We start from the raw sequence: 19,277 nt of genomic DNA, 5'->3' as shown, positions 1-19,277 counted from the left end.
TTATTCTCCTGCCTTTGCTACATTTGAAATATCCATTGGCATTTCTTTATTGATAAAACCGCCATTTGGATTTTTATCACTTGGCTTAACAGCTTTTTTAGCGATTTTACAACCCTCAACAATTACTTTATTTGTTTTAGGAAATACTGCTAAAACTTTGCCTGTTTTGCCTTTGTCATCGCCTGCGATAACTTTTACCATATCATTCTTTTTAATTTTTAATTTCATTACAACACCTCCGGTGCTAGTGAAACAATTTTCATAAAGCCACCATATCTTACTTCACGACCTACTGGTCCAAAAATACGCGTTCCGATAGGCTCTCTTTTAGCATCAAGAATAACTGCTGCATTTTCATCAAAACGAATTAAAGAACCATTGTCTCTATGAATTTCTTTTTTAGTTCTAACGATAACTGCTTTTACTACTTGACCTTTTTTAACTTTACCATTTGGTAGAGCTTTTTTTACAGATGCAACGATTACATCACCAACAGTAGCGTATCTTCTTTTGCTACCACCTAAAACCTTAATACACATTAATTCTTTTGCACCGCTATTATCAGCAACTGCAAGCCTAGTAAAACTTTGAATCATTACTCAACTCCTGCTGATACTATAGTTTTTAAGCGAAATGATTTTCTCTTAGAAAGTGGTCTACATTCAATAGCAACTACAGTATTTCCCACTTTAAGTTCATTTCTTTCATCATGAATTAAATATTTTTTAAAGCGTTTTACGATTTTTCTGTATTTTGGGTGAACCACTTTTCTTTCAACCAAAATTGTTGCTGTTTTATCTCCAGCAATTTGAACAACAACGCCTTGAATTTCTCTTTTAAATGCCATTTTCTATCCTTATTTTAAAGCGCTAATTGCAGTATTGATTCTAGCGATGTCTTTTTTAACTTCGCTAATCTCTTTAGGATTAGTTAGCTGCATTGTTTTTAGCTTTTGTCTTAAAGTAAATAAAAGCACCTTTTTTTCTTTTAGCATTGTTGCAAGCTCACCTGCTGTTTTATCTTTAATCTCAGTATATTTCATTTTGGCTCTCTCTTGTAACAAACTTAGTTTTAAATGGCAATTTATGCATCGCTAAAGTTAAAGCTTGTCTTGCCATTTCTTCATTAACCCCTGCCATTTCATAAATAATACGACCTGGTTTAATGTTCATTACCCATTCCTCAACTGCACCTTTACCTTTACCCATACGAGTTTCTAAAGGTTTTTTAGTTAGAGGTTTATCTGGGAAAACTCTAATCCAAGTTTTACCTTGTCTTTTTACAAAACGAGTTAAAGCAATACGAGCTGCTTCGATTTGGCGTGAATTGATACGGCCAGCTTCAGTTGCTTTTAGGGCAAAATCACCAAAAGTAAATTCAGTCCCTCTGTTGGCATAACCTCTGTTACGCCCTTTCATCATTTTACGATATTTTGTTCTTTTTGGCATTAACATGATTATTTACCTCTTCTTGCTCTTCTAGTTTTTTTAGCTGGAGCGTTTTCTTCGGTTTTTTCAGGTTGAACACCCTTTTGTAAAACTTCACCTTTGAAGATCCATACTTTAATACCTATATTTCCATAAGTAGTATGTGCTTCTGCAAAACCATAATCAATTTTTGCTCTTAAAGTGTGAAGTGGAACACGACCTTCTAGATACCATTCAGTTCTTGCCATTTCAGCACCACCTAAACGGCCTGAAACTGAAACTTTAATCCCTTTAGCACCTGCTTTTTGCGCTCCTTGAATTACTTTTTTCATTGCTCTTCTAAAAGCAATTCTTTTTTCAAGTTGAGTAGCAACACTTTCAGCTGCAAGCTGAGCTGAAGCACCTGCTTTTCTTTCTTCTTTGATATTGATATTAACTTCTTTTTTGATTAAATCTTGAAGTTCTTTTCTTAAAATATCAACATCACTACCTTTTTTACCAATAATAATCCCTGGTCTTGCAGCTACAACAGTTACTCTTAATTTTTTCGCTGTTCTTTCTACAAGAATTTGGCTAATTCCTGCATAATAAAGTTTTCTTTTTAAAAATGTTCTGATTTTATAATCTTCACCAATATTTTCTGCTAAATTAGCTTTTGTAGGAAACCATCTTGATTCCCAATTTCTATTAATTCCTAGTCTTAAACCAATCGGATTTACTTTTTGTCCCATATTAGCTTTCCTTTTTCACTGATGCTTTTTTAGCTTTTGTAGTTTTTTCAGCACTTGCTTCTACTTTACTAACTTCTACCAAAATGTGTGAAGTTGGCTTTCTAATACGACTAGCACTTCCTCTAGCTCTTGGTCTAAATCTTTTTAAAACCGCACCAGCATCAACACGACAACTTGAAACAACAACTTCATTTGCTTCAAATCCGCCATTTGCTACAGCACTTGAAATAGCATTTGCTATAAATTTAGCACCTTTATTTGGCATAAATTTCAAACTAGCTAATGCAAGCTCTGCATTCATACCTTGAACTTCTCTAGCAATCAATCTCGCTTTAGTTGGAGATAATCTTATGAATTTAATTAACGCTCTACTCATAAATCTCCCTTACTTACCTATTTTTTTCTGAACAGAGCCTTTATGACCCTTAAATGTTCTAGTAGGTGCAAATTCACCTAATTTGTAACCGATATGATTTTCAGTAATATATACTGGGATAAAGCTTTTTCCATTATGAACATTAAAAGTTAAACCTATCATATCAGGTATAATAGTGCTGCGTCTTGACCAAGTTTTAATTGGCTTACCATCGTTAGCTTTTTTAGCAGCGATGACTTTTTTCATTACATGGTCATCAACAAAAGGACCTTTTTTTAGTGACCTAGCCATCTTACTTTCCTTTTCTTCTTGAAATTATTAGCTTATCGCTAGCTTTTTTACGGCGAGTTTTAGCACCTTTAGTTGGTTTACCCCATGGAGTAACTGGATGACGGCCTGAATTTTTCTTACCTTCACCCCCACCGTGCGGGTGATCAACTGGGTTCATCGCAGAACCTCTTGTTTGAGGACGAATACCTCTATGGCGGTTTCTTCCTGCTTTACCGATAGTCACATTTGACCATTCTTCATTACCAACTTCACCGATACTTGCCATACATTCAGCTAAAACTTGTCTCATTTCACCACTTGCAAGTCTTAAGATAACATATTTTTCTTCTTTACCCATTAATTGAGCATAAGCACCCGCTGAACGGATCATTTGACCGCCTTTGCCTGGTTTTAACTCGATATTGTGTACGATAGTACCCACTGGGATATTTCTTAATTTCATTGCATTACCTGGCTTAATGTCAAGTCCGCTTTCAGCAGCACAAATAACATCACCAACGCTTAAACCTTTTGGTTGTAAGATGTATCTTTTTTCACCATCTCTATAAGAGATTAATGCAATACGACAATTTCTGTATGGATCATACTCGATTGCTTCAACTTTACCTTCAATACCAAATTTTCTTCTTTTAAAATCTATAATTCTGTAAAGTTTTTTAGCACCTGCTTCTTTATGACGGCTTGTGATTCTACCATTATTGTTACGACCTGCATGAGCTGGAAGTTTTACAAGTAATGAACGCACACTAGCTTTTGCTGTGATATCATCAGAGCTTACACCTGTGATGTATCTTCTACTTGGAGTATATGGTTTATAAGTTTTAATTGCCATCTTATGCCTCCGAACTTTCTAAGCTCACACCTTCTGGTAGCTTAACATAGAATTTTTTAAAGCTATTTCTTTGACCTTCGCGACCTCTAAAACGCTTTACTTTTCCATCCATTTTTAAAGAATTAATTCTTACTGGAGTTACACCAAAATATTCTCTTAAAACTTCTTTTAGACCATTTTTAGTCATTTTTGGAGAAGTTTGAATAACTACAACACCTTGCTCTTGAAGGTTTAAGCTTTTTTCAGTGTAAAGTATTGTTTTTATATCAGTAATATCTGCCATTTTAACCCTCTTTTACGATAGATTCAAGCGCTGCTTTTTCAATGATAACAGCATTAAATACAGATACTAAATAAGCATTTACTTCGCTAATATCAACTACATAGCAATTTGCTAAGTTTCTAAAAGCAAGAAGTGTTTTTTCATCTAGTAAATCTTTTACAATTAAAGCATCTTTTAAACCAAGCTTTTTAATAACTGCATTTGCATCTTTTGTTTTACCGCTTTCAATGCTTAAACTATCTACTGAGAATAATGCATTGTTTTGTGCTTTATCAGCCAATGCTCTTTCAAGCGCTAAGCGTTTTTGTTTTTTATTAACTTTTTGGAAATAATTACGATTGTTTGTAGGGCCAAATGCTACAGCACCACCAACCCAAACATTCGTTCTTGTTGAACCTGCTCTTGCACCACCACGACCTTTTTGTCTCCATGGTTTTTTACCACCACCGCTTACATCGCTTCTACCTTTAGTATGAGCTGTGTTTGCTCTAAGGCTAGCAAGATAAGATTTTACATATAAATAAAGGTTGTGAGGATTAACTTCTGCATATTTTGCTGGAAGATCGAGTTCACTAGCTTTTTCAAATTTATCATTTAAAACAGTTACTTTACTCATTTTGCAATCCTTATTTTACCCATAGCACCATTAAATCCTGGTACCGCACCTTTTACTACTAAGATGCCATTTTCTTCATCAAATGAAACTACTTCATTTTTAACAGTAACTTTTACATTACCATAATGACCTGCCATTTTCATACCTGGTTGAACACGACCTGGCCATTCGCGGTTACCGATTGATCCGTGGCGTCTGTGGAATCTTGAACCGTGACTTGCAGGACCTCCGGCAAATCCGTGTCTTTTAACAACCCCACTATAACCTCTACCTTTAGAATTAAAGCTTACTTTTAAGATAGAAGCTTCTTTTAAAGGATTAAGATCAATATCACCTGCTTCTGTGTTTGCTACTTCTAAAGAAGCAAATCTATTATATTCAGCTGAAAGATTGTATTTTTTTTGCTGACCTGCAATGCATTTATTATTTGCTTTGCCTTTTACATAAGCAACCAAAGCTTTTCCATTTTCTACTTCACATACTTTAGTTTGAACAAGTTTAAGTAAGGTTACAGGAATGCTTGGTGTGCTGATTGTTCTACTCATACCAATTTTTTCTACAATGTATTCCATATTCTATCCTTATTTACCCATAGCTCTTACTTCAACATTGACCTCTGGAGCCAAGTCAAGCTTAGTGAGTGAATCTACTGTATCTGGAGTAGCTGCTACAATATCAAGCATACGAGCATGAATTCTCATCTCAAATTGTTCGCGTGAATCTTTATTGATGTGTGGAGATTTCAAAACTGTGTATCTTTTGATTTTTGTAGGCATTGGCACTGGACCTCTGATGTCAGCACCTGTTCTTTTAACAGCTTCTACAATTGCTGCAACTGTGCGATCTAGAACTCTGTGGTCATAAGCTTTTAGCTTAAGCCTGATTCTTTCCATATTTTTTCCTTTGTAAAGAACTCGTTAGACCCATAAGAATCTAACCACCATATAAAATGATGTTGAAATTATATAAAAAGAGCCTTTGCTATGTCAAGAAATTTATGCATTTTTTTTAATTATTTTCCTTTTAAAAAGGATAAAAATTAAATTTTATAAAATTTACAAGATTTTTTATACATTAAGAAAATCTAAGAAAAAATATAGTATGATTTCAAAATCTAAAGGGGCATTAGCTCAGCTGGGAGAGCACAACGCTGGCAGCGTTGGGGTCAGCGGTTCGAACCCGCTATGCTCCACCATTAATTACAAAGAAATTTATGAAATCACTACAATTTTTTTACGATAATTACCCAAAATTTCAAAAATTTGATGAAAGAAAAATTCAAATTCAAACCCATAAAAACATCATTATAAAAGGTGGTTTTGCAAGTGGTAAGAAAAATTTAATTTTAAATTTTTTATCTTTGTACAAAAGTGAAAATATACTTTTTATCGATTGTGATGATTTAAAATTTCAAGCAAGTGCTTTGGTAAATTTAAATTCGTTTTTAACCTATAATCCACAGATTAAATTTTTAGCACTTTGCAACTTTGCTCATGATTTTGACTTTGCCAGTTTAAAACACCTTAATTTGCAAATCATATTAAGTGTTTGTGATAGCAATTTTCATTTAGATTATTTTGAAGAACTTCATTTAGATTATTTAGACTTTGAAGAATTTTTAAGCTTAAACAAAAAATACGCTGACACTAAAACCATGGTAAGTTATTTTTTACATACAGGACGCAATGTGATTTTAAATCACAACTTTAACACAAACTCATCATACTTAAGAAGTTTTTACACTCCATTAGAGCTTACCATACTCAAACAAATTGCCTTAGAACTCGGGAATGAATTTAGCGTTAATGAGCTATTAAAAACACTAAAAAACAGTATAAAAATTTCCAAAGATACCTTATACAAAAGCATAGAAAAACTAGAATCAAACTACACTTTGTATTTTGTAAAAAATCTTGAAAAAAATTTAAAAAAAGTATATTTTTGGGACTTTTCACTAAAAAATTCTCTAAGTATACAAAAAGACTTTAGTGCTTTGTTTGAAAATTTGATTTTAAGCGAGTTATTTAAATTTAAACAAGAAATTTTTTATACTAAGCATTTTGATTTTTACTTACCAAGTCTTAAAAATGCATTTTTATGCTCGCCCTTTAAAGATAAAGATTTACTTAGTTTAAAAGTCAAAAAAATACTTAGTAAAAACCAACTCGCACTTTCAACTATTTATATCATCACGCTTTCACAAAGAGATGAGTTTTTTATAGAAGGGGTGCGTGTGATGATTTTACCTTTTGATGAGTGGGCTTTAGGAAATTAATCTAACTTATCAAGCTTATGTTGATTTATGATAGAAATAATAAGCTTGGTATAATTACTTTTGATCTCTGAGTATTTTTCCAAATGACTTGCCGCTTCTTTACCATCAAGTTTTTCATTTTGATTTATAGCATCCCACCGCCAAGCTCTAAATTCCTTATAAGCATCATGACGATTTAAATTTAGCAAGTATGAATCCACACTTTCTTGTAAGCTATCAAATATACGAATTTTATGAGTTTTACCTTCACTTCTTTCTTTTGGAATCAAACCTTTCTCACCCCAAGTCCATTCTCCAAATAAATTATTTGCTTCTTTAGCAAAACGACTTGTACCAGTTGCGCTTTCAATAATTGCTTGAGCTATGGCTAAAGATTTTGGAACTTTTTGGATACGCAGTTGGTATTCCTTGTGATCGTATAAATTTTTAACGCGATATTTTTCTTTTAAAAACCATAGTTTTTGCACAGCATTAGAATTTAGTTTTCTAAAATTACTCTTTAAAGCTTCCTCAAAAAAAATATCTATAAATTCTTTTTCATTTTCAATTTCTTTGAAAGAAACATCTAACAAAGCATTGATTTTTTTGATAAAAATTTCACGCTTTTCTTTTATACTTAAAGCGTAATAATGTTTATCAAAACCTGCTATAAATTCAGCTTTTAAAAATAAAAAACTGCTAAGTAAAATTATAATCAGCTTCAAAACAGCACTTTACCTTTCCTCTGAAAAATATTTGATCATCCTCTAATCTAAAATATAAATTTTCTTTGCTTTTTGGCTTTACTAAAATATCATCTTTAACTTTTTGATTTAAATAAGCAAGATAAAAACAAGCTCCCATACCTGTACCACAAGCTAAAGTCTCATCTTCTACCCCGCGTTCATAGGTTCTAACTCTTATAAATTCTTCATTTTCTATTTTAGCAAAATTAACATTTGCATTATATTTTTTACGCACTTCTTTGCATAAATTTACATCAAATTCATTTAAATCATCAACAAAAGTCACCATATGTGGCACACCTGTATTACATCCTTGCCAAATTCTATCTTTATGTTTAAAAGCTTCTTTAATATCCTTCACTCCACTTAATTTAATCTCTACCATGTCATCATCAACAAATGATTTTATAAGTCCTGCTCCGGTTAAAAAATTTAAATATTGTGATTTTTTTAGATAATGATGAGCAAAATGAGCTGCTGCACGCGATCCATTACCACACATATTTGCTTTACTACCATCGCAATTATAAAATTCCCATTCAAAATCATATCTATCATGAGGCACAACTACTATAAGCCCATCAGCACCTATGCCCTCATAACGATTACAAAGAATTCTAGCTAACTCGCTACGATCTTTTTTTTCACCATCTGCAAATACTACAAAATCATTTCCGCTTGCACAATATTTATAAAATTTCATTTTTAACCTTTAAAGTATGTTTTAAAAAATTTAGCACATTTTCTTCAAATTTTTCATAACTTGAAATATTTTTTATCACAAAATCTGCTTTTTTTAGTTTTTCTTCTATGTCAAGTTGCAAATTAATTCTTTTTAAGGCTTCATTTTCATCTAAATTATCTCTTTGTATTAATCTTTTTAATAAAATTTCTTTTGGAGCATAAATCAATATACTTTTTCCTAGATCTTGATAATGATTATTTTCAAAAAATAAAGGTAATTCTATAAAAAAAGCCTTATTTTTTTTATCTAAAATTAGTGCTTTTTGTAAAATTTCTTCTTTGATTTTAGGATGTAAAAAACCTTCTAACTTTTTTTTGGCGTTTAAATCATTAAATACAATAGCACCAAGCTTTTTTCTATCTATTTTTCCTGCTATGATTAAATCATTATTATCAAAAAGTTTAGCTATGGAATTAGCATTTTCATTTAAAAGCTCATGAGCTATCACATCTGCACTTAAAGTATCAAAACCCAAATTTTGAACTATTTTTATAAAGCTTGACTTTCCACCTGCTATACTTGAAGTCACAAAATAAGCATTTTGCATAATTTAACCTTAAAATATTTTTAGTTAAAATACCTTTTAAATTCTTAAAGGAAGATAAATGAATATAAGCTATGAAGATGCGGGCGTAAGTATAGATAATGGTAATACTTTTGTAGAAGCAATCAAGCCTTTAGTAAAAGAAACTTTTAATGAAAATGTTTTAGGTGGCATAGGTTCTTTTTCAGGTGCTTTTGCCATGCCAAGTGGTTTTAAAAATCCTGTTATGCTAGCAGCAACAGATGGGGTAGGCACAAAGTTGCGTCTTGCTATTGATAGTCAAAAATTTGACACAATAGGCGAAGATTTAGTAGCAATGTGCGTGAATGATTTAATTTGCAATTTTGCTACGCCTTTGTTTTTTCTAGACTATTATGCAAGTGCAAAGTTAGATGTAGAAGTAGCTAAAAAGGTTGTAGCAGGGATTGCTAATGGTTGTAAAAAAGCAAATTGTGCCTTAATAGGCGGAGAAACTGCTGAAATGCCTGGAATGTATCATAACAATGACTTTGACTTAGCAGGTTTTTCAGTGGGCATGGCTGAAAAAGATGAAATAGATAGAAGAAATTTTGTAAAAAATGGAGATATTTTACTAGCTTTGCCTAGTAGTGGGCTTCATTCTAATGGATATTCTTTAGCTAGAAAAGTATTATTTGAAGCACAAAAGCTTAAGTTTGATGATAAAATAGATGGTAAAAATTTAATCGATATTTTACTTGAACCTACAAGAATTTATGTAAAAGACTTTTTAAAATTAAAACCTTTCATCAATGCACTAGCTCATATAACAGGTGGTGGTTTAGTAGAAAATTTACCTAGAGTTTTTCCAAGAGGAATAGGTGCTATTATTAGAAAACATCATCTAAAAACTCCTGAAATTTTTTATCAAATAGGCCAAAGCGTAGAAGAGGCTGAAATGTATAGAAGCTTTAATATGGGCGTGGGTTTAGTTATGGTAGTAGACCCATCTAATGTAGGAAAAGTTTTAGAAAGTTCAGATGCTTATGTAATAGGCGAAGTTGTGCTAAATGAAGGGGTTGTTTTAGAGTAAAATCTCTTAGACTTTCTAAGAGATTTTATTTTTTAGTTTAGCGGATGAAGTTCATTTGCATAAAAGCTTACTGAATTCATACCTTCTTTGATAGCCCATTCATAAGCTTTTACTACAAATTCCCAGTTAATGTGTGCGTAGAATTTTTCTAAATACGCAGGGCGTGCATTACGGTGATCTACATAGTAAGCATGCTCCCACACATCAACTACTAAAAGTGGAACTTTACCTTCAGTGATAGGTGTAGCAGCATTGCTTGTAGCTACTAATTCTAATTTTTGATTTTGAGTGTTATAAACTAGCCAAAACCAACCAGAACCAAATACTCCTGTAGCTCCTTTGATGAATTCTTCTTTTAAATTTTCCATAGAACCAAAGTCTTTTTCAACCGCTGCTTTAAACTCATCACTTAAAGAACAGCCACAACCACAGCATGTTTTTGGCTTAATGCAGTCAAAATAAAAGTCATGATTATACACTTGAGCAGCGTTGTTAAAAATTCCGCCATTTGAGTTTTGTATGATATAAACTAAATCTTTTCCTGCAAATTCAGTATCTTTGATAAGATTGTTTAGGTTATTTACATAAGTTTGGTGGTGTTTGCCATGATGAAATGCAAAAGTTTCTGCACTCAAAAAGTCTCCAAAAGCGTCTGCTTCATAAGGTAGTTTTCTTAATTCAAACATATTGTTCTCCTTTTTTAAATTTTATAGCATTCTAACATAGTTAAGTTAAAAAAGACTAAATGAGTCTTTATTTTTCAAAAAGTATTACTTTGCCTTGCTCTAAGCTTTTTGCTACATCGATAATGCGTTGGTTTTTACTACCTTTAAATTTTAAAGATAAGTCTTTTTGCTCTAAAATAAACTTCCCATCTATCAAAACATCAGCTAAGATAAGTAATTCTTTCATAGCTTGCTCTTGCAATAGCTCTTCATAAGTAAAACCTGTATATATAGTAAGATCAAGCCCTAAAGCCTTAATGTGCTTTGCTAGAATACTTAAATTTTTTGCTTGCATAAAAGGCTCCCCGCCACTAAAAGTAACACCTTGGAGCAAAGGATTTTTACAAATATCATCATACAAACTTGCTAAATCTTGCAAATATCCTTTGTTAAAATCATGTGTTTGTGGATTATGACAACCTTTGCAATGATGAGGGCAGCCTTGAGTAAAAATCACATAACGCAAACCATAGCCATCGACTATGGATTCTTTTATGACACCGGCTAATCTAAGAAAAATCGTGTTTAATTCTTGCATGAACTTCAGCTTTTTTAGCGTCATTAAAACGATCAAGCGTTCCTACTAAATAGCCTGTGATTCTTCTTATGCGTTCAAATTTAATATCATCTTCTTTTCTATGGCACTTTGGACAAAACTCATCTATCACACCACTATAACCACATACTGGATCTCTATCTAGAGGGAAATTAATCGAGCCATAGCCTATATTGCTTTCTTTCATACATTTTATAATGCGTTCAAAACTTTCTAAATTCTTACTCACATCACCATTTAATTCCACATAAGTAATATGCCCGCCATTATTTAACTCATGATATGGGGCTTCTATTTGAATTTTTTCATATATACTAATAGGAAAATCTACAGGAATATGAAAAGAATTGGTATAAAATTCTTTATCGGTTATGCCTTTTAAAATGCCGTATTTTTTTTGATCTAGTTTTAAAAATCTTCCACTTAAACCTTCAGCCGGGGTAGCTATGAGTGAAAAATTCAGTTTGTCTTTGAGTGCTTTTTCATCGACAAATTCACGCATAAAACGCACGATTTGCAAACCTAAATCCCTTGCTTCTTGACTTTGTCCATGATGAGAACCTACTAAAGCTATTAAACTCTCACAAAGTCCTATATAACCTATAGCTAAAGTCCCGTGTGCTATGATTTTTTCTACGCTATCATTTTCTTTTAAAGAATCTGAATCTATCCAAATTCCCTCGCCCATTAAAAATGGGAAATTTTTAACCTTTTTTAGACTTTGAATTTTATATCTATGAAGTAATTGCTCATACACAAGCTCTAATTTTTCTTTTAAAAGTGAGTAAAAAAGCTCTAAATTTCCTTTGGCTTCTATGGCTAAACGCACAAGGTTTATACTTGTAAAACTTAAATTTCCCCTGCCACTTGTGATTTCTTTGCTCTCATCATAAACATTTGCCATAACCCTAGTTCTACAACCCATATAAGCTACTTCGCTATTATAATCACCCTTTTTATAGTATTTTGCATTAAAGCTTGCATCTAAAAAGCTAAAATTTGGAAAAAGTCTTTTAGAAGCACATTCTATAGCGAGTTTAAAAAGCTTGTAGTTTGGATCTTTTTCATTATAATTAATACCTTCTTTTACTTTAAAAATTTGCACAGGAAAAATTGGTGTTTCACCATTTCCTAAGCCTTTCATCGTGGCTTTGAGTAAATTTTCTATTACCATTTGCCCTTCAAAAGAAGTATCAGTACCATAGTTTAGTGTGCTAAAAGGCACTTGGGCTCCTGCTCTTGAGTTCATAGTATTAAGATTATGCACCAAAGCTTCCATAGCTTGAAAAGTCGCATCTTGGGTTTGCTTTAATGCTCTTTTATAAGCATAAGCATTTGCTTGTTTTAAAAAATTCTCATCATTATTTAAATCAAGCTTTAAAAGCTCTTTAAAACATTCTTTTTCGCTTGAAACTTGAAAATTAGCATTTTTAAAGCATTGCTCGTCTAGGTTTTGTTCTAATTTTATTTCAAAAAAAGCATTTATAGCCTTTTTATACTCTTTTTGAAAAGTCTTTGCCACACCCTTTGCCATAGCAAAATCAAAATTTGGTATAGATTGACCTCCATGCATTTCATTTTGATTAGCCTGTAAAGCAATGCAAGCTAAAGAAGCATAAGATCTGATATCATTTGGCTCACGCAAACTTCCATGTCCAGTGCTAAAACCATTTTCAAAAAGCTTTAACAAGTCTATTTGACAACAAGTTTGTGTTAGCATATAAAAGTCTTTATCGTGTATATGTATATCGCCATTTTTATGTGCATTTGCGATATGTTTTGGTAAAATACACTCATCTACATAGTATTTTGCTCCTTCTGAACCATATTTTAACATCATACCCATAGCACTATCTGAGTTGATATTGGCATTTTCTCTTTTTAAATCAGCTTCTTTAGAATCTTTGAAAGTTAAATCATCATACAAATTTAGCAAATCATAGCTACCATTGCGGATTTGTGTTCTTTTTTGGCGGTATAATATATAAGATTTTGCAGTATTGATTAAAGCATTTTTTATTAAAACCTCTTCAATTTTATCTTGAATTTGTTCTACCTGTGCATGATTTTCATCAAGCAAAGCTACAACCTCATCACAAAGCTTACCTAATTCATCATTTTCTAATTTTTTATCAGTAGAGTTTATATTGGCTCTAAAAATAGCATTTTTAATTTTAAAAATATCAAATGCAACTTGACTTTTATCTCTTTTTGTAATAAATTTTATTTTCATGTAAATTTTCCTAAAAAATAATCTCTAGAAGCTAAAAAATAACGCTTTATGAAGATAAGTTTAGTACAAAAACTTGATGAAAAACTTAAAAAGATAAAAGAAAAATTCACACAAAAATTGTGTGAATTTTGTTTATTCTAACTCTATACCTTTTACTGCATAAAGTTTATCAATACCACGATTTCCAAACATTTTTTCAGTATTACAATCCTTTTGGATATTCCACTCATCTAATTCATGATGGAAATTTTTGCAATTGTGAAAAAGATATGCCATAGTAATTACATTTTGCACATCCCAATTCACAACACTATGCTCATACGCATGACAGTTTTCAAAACAATGTGCCATTCTGGTAGTATTTGAAGTTTTCCAATGCAATAAAGAATGATTAAAATTAACACAATTAAAAAACATATAAGACATATCTTTTAAATTTTGAGTATCCCATTTTGATAAATCTTGATTAAAATTTTTGCAGTTAAAAAACATACTTGCCATATTTTCAACTTTAGAAACATTCCAGCGTGACAAATTTGCATTAAAACTTTCGCAACAATAAAACATATAAGACATATCTTTAGCATTTGATACATCCCAATGTTCAATACCTAAAAAATCCAATCTTTTAGAATAATAAAATACATAAGAAAAATCATCAATCAAAGATACATCAATATCCCTTAGAGAAATTCTTTCATTATGCACCAAATTCATTAACTCATTTTTGCTTTTAGGTCTATACATTTTGTCCTCCTTTTTGTATATTTTAAAAAACAAGTGTGAAGTCAATGTAAAAATTTACAAATTATTAACAATAACTTTCAATATATTAATAATAAGTATTTTAAAATAAACTTAATTTAAATAAGAGAAAACAAATAAAAAATATTTAAATTAAACAATGTAACTTTTTGTAAAATATGACAATGATTATCAAAAAAAGTGGATATAAAATAGTAAGTGGTGACCCATACGAGACTCGAACTCGTGTTACCGCCGTGAAAGGGCGATGTCCTAACCGCTAGACGAATGGGCCATTTTGCAGTTTTAAGATGAAATTATAACAATTTTTACTTAATAATTATTTAAGGCATTAAAAAATACCTTAAATATCGATTTCTATCCCTACAGGAGCATGATCTGAGCCAAAAATATCATCTCTTATAAAAGCATTTTTAATTTTATCTTTTAAGCCATTAGAAATGAAAAAATAATCAATCCTCCAGCCTACATTTCTTTCTCTTGCTTTCATTCTATAACTCCACCACGAATACTTTTCTTTAACATCGCCATTTATATGTCTAAAAGTATCTATAAAACCTAATTTTAATAAATCATCTATCCAAGCACGCTCAATCGGTAGAAAACCTGAAGTTTTTTCATTAGCTTTTGGGTGGGTTAAGTCTATCTCACGATGTGCGGTATTAACATCTCCACAGATGATAATTTCTTTACCTTCTTTTAAAAGTTTATCTAAATATACTAAAAAGTCATTATAAAATTTCATTTTAAAATTCAAACGCTCTTCATCTTTTTGACCATTTGGAAAGTAAATATTAAACAAAACTACATTTTTAAAGCTATGCTCTAAAACTCTACCCTCATCATCATCAAAAAACTCACATTTTTTGACTTCGCAATCAAAATTACACAAGCTCATTACACCTGAATACCCTGCTCTTTTAGCACTATTTGAATACATATGTTTAAAAGGATACTCATAAATTCTTTTTGGAAATTTATCCTCGTGTGCTTTGATTTCTTGAAAGCCTATAAAATCAATTTCTTCTTTTTCAATCCAATCAAGTGCATTTTTATCACAAATTGCCCTTAGGCCATTTATATTCCATGATAATAATTTCATAATTTAATCCTTAAACTTACAAAAAGCAAAATCATACCATAAAGATATTAAGTTAACCATTTTTATTTATAATTAAATCTTTAATTTTGAAAGGATTTCATGAAATTTTTTAATATATCGTGGCTTAAATTTATTATTTTGAGTGCTTTTTATATAACTAGTATCAATCTGAAATTGTTTTCTTATATTCACGAAAATTTACATCCTCATAATAATGATATTTCCATTATTTTATATATAATTATATATTTTGCACTATTAGTTGGAATTTTCGCTTTATTATTTTTGCCTTATCTTAGCAAGATTTTAATGATTTTTTTAATAGGTGTGAGTTCAATTAGTAGTTATTTTATGATCAATTATGGTGTTATTATAGATCATGATATGATTAGAAATGCTATGCAAACTGATCAAAAAGAAGTACGCGATCTGATTAATTTTAATATTTTTGTTTATATATTTTTTACTTTTGTGATTCCAGCATTTTTAGTTATAAAAACTAAAATAGAATATCACAATATCAAAAAACATTTAATCATCAAATTTAGTACTTTATTTGTTGCTTTATTTGTTGCTTTTGGATTGCTTGGAATTTTTTCAAAAAGTATTGTACCATTTTTAAGAACTTATAATGAAGTAAGAGTTTATAACACTCCTTTTTATCAAATTTATTCAGCAATTAAATATATAAAATTAGAAGTTATTCCAGAAAAAGAACTTCAAAAGATAGCTTTAGATGCGAAAATGGAAAAAGACTTAAACAAAACTATGATTTTAGTCATAGGGGAAACCGCTAGAGCAAATAACTATTCTTTGGGTGGTTATGCCAAAAATGATACTAATTTTTATACCAAAAACGAACCTAATTTAGTATATTTTGACAATGTAAGCTCTTGCGGGACAGCAACTGCTAGAAGTTTACCTTGTATATTTTCAAGACACAAAAGAGCTACTTTTGACAATAGTCTTTATGAAGAAAATGCTTTAGATATTTTACAAAGAGTTGGAGTTCAAAGTGTTTGGCTTGGAAATAATTCTGGAGGTTGCAAAGGAAACTGCGATCGTATAGCACATAAATTGATTTCAAAAGATTATGATGAGAGCTTACTTGAGCTTGTTAAAGAACAATTACAAAATCCATCTTCAAGTAAAATCATAGTCGTTCATTTGCAAGGTTCTCATGGACCAGCTTATTTTAAGCGCTATCCAAATGAGTTTAAAAAATTTACGCCAACTTGCGATACAAATGAATTACAACAATGCTCGCAAGAAGAATTAACTAATACCTATGACAATACTTTACTTTATACAGATTTTATCATCAAAAGTCTTATTGACTTACTAAAGCAAAGTCCTGCACAAAATGCTTCATTGTTGTATGTATCAGACCATGGAGAAAGTTTAGGAGAAAATGGAATTTACCTTCATGGAATGCCCTATTTTATAGCACCAAAAGAACAAACTCATGTTCCTATGATTCTTTGGAGCAAAGATAATAATTTAATCCAAGAATTACAAAAAAAGAAAGATTATAAATTATCTCAAGATAATATTTTTTCAAGTTTATTAGGATATTTTAATGTCCAAACTAAAGAATATGAAGAAAACTATGACTTATATAGTAAAAATTTAAAGGAAAATCCTTAATGAAGCCAAAGTATTCTTTATTTAAAAATGCAAGTTATGCCTTTAGTGGCATTAAATTCTTGCTTAAAGATGAAATGGCTTTTAGAATAGAATTTGCTATTATCTTACCTTTGATTTTTGTAAGCTTATTTTTACCTGTGAGTTTTTTAGAACATTTTGTGCTTATTTTAGTATTAGTTTTGATTTTAATTATAGAAGCATTAAATTCTGCCATAGAAGCTTGCGTGGATCTTTACACGAGCGAATTTCACATCTTAGCTAAAAAAGCAAAAGATTGTGCGAGCGCTGGGGTGTTTTTTAGCGTTGTTTTGGCTATAATTACTTGGAGTTTTATTCTTTTTAATATGGCTAGAGAATGGATGATAAAGTAAAAACACTATGCATAAAAATCTTTGGTAAAAAACGCTTTGAAATTTTAGAATTTTTAGCCCTTCATGCTAATGAAGATGGCTTTGTCTTTGCAAATATCGAAGAACTTTCTAAAAAGTTAAACATCAGCAAACCAACCATCATTTCTACTTTTAAATTTTTAGAAGAAAAAGCTTTGCTTGAAAAGCTCAAAAACGGCTTATATAAACTCAAATAGGAGATAAAATGACGCTTAAAAACCCTTTGGATATGCATTTACATTTACGCGATGAAAGCATGCTTGAACTTGTAGCTCCATTTAGCGCAAAAGACTTTAAAGCGGGAGTTATCATGCCAAATTTAATCACTCCGCTTACTGAAATAAACGCATTAAAAGCTTATAAAGAACGCATTTTAAAAGCATGTAAAAATGAAGATTTTACGCCTTTGATGACTTTATTTTTTAAAGACTATGATGAGCAATTTTTAGAAAAAGCTAAGGATGAAATTTTTGCTATCAAACTTTATCCTGCAGGCATAACTACAAATTCAGATAATGGAATTTCAAGCTTTGATATAGAAAAGTTAAAACCTACACTAAATGCTATGAGTGAGCTTGGCCTGCCTTTACTTGTACATGGAGAAACAAATGATTTTGTAATGGATAGAGAGGCAAATTTTGCTAAAATCTATGAAAAATTAACTAAAAATTTTCCAAAATTAAAAATTGTAATGGAACATATTACCACTAAGGTTTTGTGTGATTTATTAAAAGATTATGAAAATTTATACGCAACTATCACTTTACATCATTTAATGATAACCCTTGATGATGTGGTGGGTGGTAAGATGGATCCGCATTTATTTTGCAAGCCTATTGCAAAACGCTATGAAGATAAAGACGCTTTATGTGAGCTTGCTTTTAGCGGCTATGAAAAGACTATGCTTGGAAGCGATAGCGCACCTCATCCATTGCACACTAAAGAATGTTGTGGTTGTGCAGCTGGAGTATTTAGCGCACCGGTGATTTTACCTGTATTAGCTGAACTTTTTGAAAAACACTCAAATGAAGCAAATTTACAAAAATTTATTTCAGATAATGCTTGTAAAATCCATAATCTTAAATTTGAAAAAGATAAAATCATCACTTTAGAAAAACAAGAATGGCAAGTAGCGCAAAAATACGGCGATGTAGTGCCATTTATGGCGGGAAAAACTTTAAATTTCAAGGTTATTTAGCCTTGAAATTTAATCAATAATCAAAAGTTTTATCTTAGCTTCTATAATCTCTTCTACCTCATCTTTTACAAAGCTTTCTAACTCTTGTTTGTTTGCATTAATGCCATTCATACTCAAATGCCATAAAGCATTTTCTATCGCACTATCTTTATCTCTTTTTACCACTCTAGTTTCATTAAAAATTTCACTCTCATAAGAAATATTTTGCGCATTTAAAAAACTTTGCAAATCACTTTCATAAAAACCTTTAAAATGCGTGTTAAAATGCTCAAATATAGGATCTAAAAAGCTACTTTTGCGCCTACTCGCCCAGCCTAAATACACTTTTTTAGAAGCTAAGCTTAAAAAAGCTTTATAGTCTTTTTCATTTTGCAAGGCAGGAGACATGCTCAAAAAGGCTAAATCAAAATTTGTGTTATTGTTTTTATAAAAGTTTTCAAAGTCTAAATTTAAAGTTTTTATATTTGATATAGCATGAGTTTTTGCATCTTCTTGTAAAATTTCAAGCATAGCACTAGAGCTATCTACACCCAAAACACTTTTTGCTTTTTGCGCTAAATGCAAAGTCCAAACACCGCTTCCACAACCTATATCCACCACGATTTTGCCTTGTAAAGAGCCAAGTTTTGCAAAAGTAACTTTTTGAATTTCGTTTAAGTTAGAACTATATCTTGCATAGCTTTTTGCTTTTTTATTCCATAAATTCATCTTCACTCCTTATTTTTTCTAATATAGTATAATATTTTTTTGTTTTTAGAAAGGAAAA

General features: G+C 30.9%; 28 protein-coding genes and 2 tRNA genes. 7 read left to right on the top strand and 23 right to left on the bottom strand.

What is annotated here, in order from left to right; genetic code table 11:
- From rplX to rpsJ, 13 genes are read right to left on the bottom strand one after another with little or no spacing between them, the layout of a single operon-like run.
- On the bottom strand, window positions 1-228 hold the full coding sequence (gene rplX, locus L8T82_RS02320; RefSeq protein WP_012660822.1) for a 50S ribosomal protein L24: 228 nt from the start codon (window positions 226-228) through the stop codon (window positions 1-3).
- Complete coding sequence (gene rplN / locus L8T82_RS02315) at window positions 228-596, bottom strand: 50S ribosomal protein L14 (RefSeq protein WP_012660821.1); 369 nt, start codon at window positions 594-596, stop codon at window positions 228-230. The genes rplX and rplN overlap by 1 nt, the downstream gene beginning before the upstream one ends.
- A complete protein-coding gene (gene rpsQ / locus L8T82_RS02310) occupies window positions 596-847 on the bottom strand; it encodes a 30S ribosomal protein S17 (protein ID WP_039617148.1) in 252 nt (83 codons plus the stop codon). The genes rplN and rpsQ overlap by 1 nt, the downstream gene beginning before the upstream one ends.
- 9 nt (window positions 848-856) lie before the next feature.
- The gene (rpmC, locus tag L8T82_RS02305) at window positions 857-1,042 is read right to left on the bottom strand and encodes a 50S ribosomal protein L29 (protein ID WP_012660819.1); all 186 of its coding nucleotides are present in this window, start codon (window positions 1,040-1,042) and stop codon (window positions 857-859) included.
- Window positions 1,029-1,454, bottom strand: coding sequence for a 50S ribosomal protein L16 (gene rplP, locus L8T82_RS02300; RefSeq protein WP_012660818.1), 426 nt, complete (start codon window positions 1,452-1,454; stop codon window positions 1,029-1,031). Before rplP ends, rpmC begins: the two co-directional genes overlap by 14 nt.
- 2 nt (window positions 1,455-1,456) lie before the next feature.
- On the bottom strand, window positions 1,457-2,158 hold the full coding sequence (gene rpsC, locus L8T82_RS02295) for a 30S ribosomal protein S3 (protein WP_039617145.1): 702 nt from the start codon (window positions 2,156-2,158) through the stop codon (window positions 1,457-1,459).
- Window position 2,159: 1 nt separating this feature from the next.
- Window positions 2,160-2,534, bottom strand: coding sequence for a 50S ribosomal protein L22 (rplV, locus tag L8T82_RS02290; RefSeq protein WP_039617143.1), 375 nt, complete (start codon window positions 2,532-2,534; stop codon window positions 2,160-2,162).
- Between the two features lie 9 nt (window positions 2,535-2,543).
- A complete protein-coding gene (gene rpsS / locus L8T82_RS02285) occupies window positions 2,544-2,825 on the bottom strand; it encodes a 30S ribosomal protein S19 (RefSeq protein WP_039664929.1) in 282 nt (93 codons plus the stop codon).
- A 1-nt stretch (window position 2,826) separates the two neighbouring features.
- Window positions 2,827-3,657 (bottom strand): 50S ribosomal protein L2, encoded by an 831-nt coding sequence (rplB, locus tag L8T82_RS02280; RefSeq protein ID WP_039625087.1) that lies wholly within the window; start codon window positions 3,655-3,657, stop codon window positions 2,827-2,829.
- Window position 3,658: 1 nt separating this feature from the next.
- The gene (locus tag L8T82_RS02275; protein ID WP_039617139.1) at window positions 3,659-3,940 is read right to left on the bottom strand and encodes a 50S ribosomal protein L23; all 282 of its coding nucleotides are present in this window, start codon (window positions 3,938-3,940) and stop codon (window positions 3,659-3,661) included.
- A gap of 1 nt (window position 3,941) precedes the next feature.
- Complete coding sequence (rplD, locus tag L8T82_RS02270) at window positions 3,942-4,556, bottom strand: 50S ribosomal protein L4 (RefSeq protein WP_039617137.1); 615 nt, start codon at window positions 4,554-4,556, stop codon at window positions 3,942-3,944.
- Window positions 4,553-5,128, bottom strand: a complete 576-nt coding sequence (gene rplC / locus L8T82_RS02265) for a 50S ribosomal protein L3 (protein ID WP_012660811.1) — start codon at window positions 5,126-5,128, stop codon at window positions 4,553-4,555. Before rplC ends, rplD begins: the two co-directional genes overlap by 4 nt.
- A gap of 9 nt (window positions 5,129-5,137) precedes the next feature.
- Entirely contained in the window at window positions 5,138-5,449 is a 312-nt protein-coding gene (gene rpsJ / locus L8T82_RS02260) for a 30S ribosomal protein S10 (protein WP_012660810.1), read from the bottom strand.
- Window positions 5,450-5,675: 226 nt separating this feature from the next.
- On the opposite strand from rpsJ, the gene L8T82_RS02255 reads away from it, so the two are divergent.
- Both L8T82_RS02255 and L8T82_RS02250 read left to right on the top strand, forming a co-directional pair.
- Window positions 5,676-5,751: transfer RNA gene (locus L8T82_RS02255), tRNA-Ala, on the top strand.
- Between the two features lie 18 nt (window positions 5,752-5,769).
- Window positions 5,770-6,831, top strand: a complete 1,062-nt coding sequence (locus L8T82_RS02250; protein WP_263725801.1) for an ATP-binding protein — start codon at window positions 5,770-5,772, stop codon at window positions 6,829-6,831.
- Here the strand turns inward: L8T82_RS02250 and L8T82_RS02245 are convergent.
- The 3 genes from L8T82_RS02245 to coaE are packed head-to-tail and all read right to left on the bottom strand — an operon-like array spanning window position 6,828 to window position 8,848.
- Window positions 6,828-7,535, bottom strand: a complete 708-nt coding sequence (locus tag L8T82_RS02245) for a glucosaminidase domain-containing protein (protein ID WP_263725800.1) — start codon at window positions 7,533-7,535, stop codon at window positions 6,828-6,830. The two genes, L8T82_RS02250 and L8T82_RS02245, sit on opposite strands and share 4 nt — an antisense overlap.
- Window positions 7,510-8,259, bottom strand: coding sequence for a diaminopimelate epimerase (dapF, locus tag L8T82_RS02240; protein WP_133319131.1), 750 nt, complete (start codon window positions 8,257-8,259; stop codon window positions 7,510-7,512). The genes L8T82_RS02245 and dapF overlap by 26 nt, the downstream gene beginning before the upstream one ends.
- Window positions 8,246-8,848, bottom strand: coding sequence for a dephospho-CoA kinase (gene coaE / locus L8T82_RS02235; protein WP_263666455.1), 603 nt, complete (start codon window positions 8,846-8,848; stop codon window positions 8,246-8,248). Before coaE ends, dapF begins: the two co-directional genes overlap by 14 nt.
- A 58-nt stretch (window positions 8,849-8,906) precedes the next feature.
- On the opposite strand from coaE, the gene purM reads away from it, so the two are divergent.
- Window positions 8,907-9,896 carry a phosphoribosylformylglycinamidine cyclo-ligase gene (gene purM / locus L8T82_RS02230; RefSeq protein WP_263725799.1) on the top strand — a complete coding sequence of 330 codons (990 nt, stop codon included), beginning with the start codon at window positions 8,907-8,909 and terminating at the stop codon, window positions 9,894-9,896.
- A 32-nt stretch (window positions 9,897-9,928) separates the two neighbouring features.
- On the opposite strand, the gene sodB is transcribed toward purM, so the two are convergent.
- The 6 genes from sodB to L8T82_RS02200 form a co-directional block, all read right to left on the bottom strand.
- The gene (gene sodB / locus L8T82_RS02225; RefSeq protein ID WP_263725798.1) at window positions 9,929-10,582 is read right to left on the bottom strand and encodes a superoxide dismutase [Fe]; all 654 of its coding nucleotides are present in this window, start codon (window positions 10,580-10,582) and stop codon (window positions 9,929-9,931) included.
- A 67-nt stretch (window positions 10,583-10,649) separates the two neighbouring features.
- Window positions 10,650-11,159 (bottom strand): anaerobic ribonucleoside-triphosphate reductase activating protein, encoded by a 510-nt coding sequence (gene nrdG, locus L8T82_RS02220; RefSeq protein ID WP_165955263.1) that lies wholly within the window; start codon window positions 11,157-11,159, stop codon window positions 10,650-10,652.
- Window positions 11,131-13,410 (bottom strand): anaerobic ribonucleoside triphosphate reductase, encoded by a 2,280-nt coding sequence (locus L8T82_RS02215; RefSeq protein WP_263725797.1) that lies wholly within the window; start codon window positions 13,408-13,410, stop codon window positions 11,131-11,133. Before L8T82_RS02215 ends, nrdG begins: the two co-directional genes overlap by 29 nt.
- Window positions 13,411-13,542: 132 nt before the next feature.
- Window positions 13,543-14,157 carry a BspA family leucine-rich repeat surface protein gene (locus L8T82_RS02210; RefSeq protein ID WP_263669998.1) on the bottom strand — a complete coding sequence of 205 codons (615 nt, stop codon included), beginning with the start codon at window positions 14,155-14,157 and terminating at the stop codon, window positions 13,543-13,545.
- Window positions 14,158-14,374: 217 nt separating this feature from the next.
- Window positions 14,375-14,449: transfer RNA gene (locus L8T82_RS02205), tRNA-Glu, on the bottom strand.
- A gap of 69 nt (window positions 14,450-14,518) precedes the next feature.
- Window positions 14,519-15,277, bottom strand: coding sequence for an exodeoxyribonuclease III (locus L8T82_RS02200; protein ID WP_263725796.1), 759 nt, complete (start codon window positions 15,275-15,277; stop codon window positions 14,519-14,521).
- A 99-nt stretch (window positions 15,278-15,376) separates the two neighbouring features.
- Here L8T82_RS02200 and L8T82_RS02195 point away from each other — a divergent pair, with 99 nt between their 5' ends.
- The 4 genes from L8T82_RS02195 to pyrC are packed head-to-tail and all read left to right on the top strand — an operon-like array spanning window position 15,377 to window position 18,511.
- On the top strand, window positions 15,377-16,924 hold the full coding sequence (locus L8T82_RS02195) for a phosphoethanolamine transferase (RefSeq protein ID WP_263725795.1): 1,548 nt from the start codon (window positions 15,377-15,379) through the stop codon (window positions 16,922-16,924).
- Window positions 16,924-17,295 (top strand): diacylglycerol kinase, encoded by a 372-nt coding sequence (locus L8T82_RS02190; protein ID WP_263709592.1) that lies wholly within the window; start codon window positions 16,924-16,926, stop codon window positions 17,293-17,295. Before L8T82_RS02195 ends, L8T82_RS02190 begins: the two co-directional genes overlap by 1 nt.
- Entirely contained in the window at window positions 17,280-17,510 is a 231-nt protein-coding gene (locus L8T82_RS02185; RefSeq protein WP_012660796.1) for a helix-turn-helix domain-containing protein, read from the top strand. Before L8T82_RS02190 ends, L8T82_RS02185 begins: the two co-directional genes overlap by 16 nt.
- An 8-nt stretch (window positions 17,511-17,518) precedes the next feature.
- Entirely contained in the window at window positions 17,519-18,511 is a 993-nt protein-coding gene (gene pyrC, locus L8T82_RS02180) for a dihydroorotase (protein ID WP_263725794.1), read from the top strand.
- A 9-nt stretch (window positions 18,512-18,520) separates the two neighbouring features.
- Here pyrC and L8T82_RS02175 read toward each other — a convergent pair whose 3' ends face one another.
- Window positions 18,521-19,219: a class I SAM-dependent methyltransferase gene (locus tag L8T82_RS02175; protein ID WP_263725793.1), complete on the bottom strand. Its 699-nt coding sequence runs from the start codon at window positions 19,217-19,219 to the stop codon at window positions 18,521-18,523.
- Between the last annotated feature and the right edge of the window lie 58 nt (window positions 19,220-19,277).

The sequence above is a fragment of the Campylobacter sp. IFREMER_LSEM_CL292 genome, assembly GCF_025771615.1.
GTDB classification, from domain to species: Bacteria; Campylobacterota; Campylobacteria; order Campylobacterales; family Campylobacteraceae; genus Campylobacter_D; species Campylobacter_D lari_D.
Note: the sequence above shows the minus strand (reverse complement) of the source record. Positions and strands in the feature narration are given on the sequence as shown.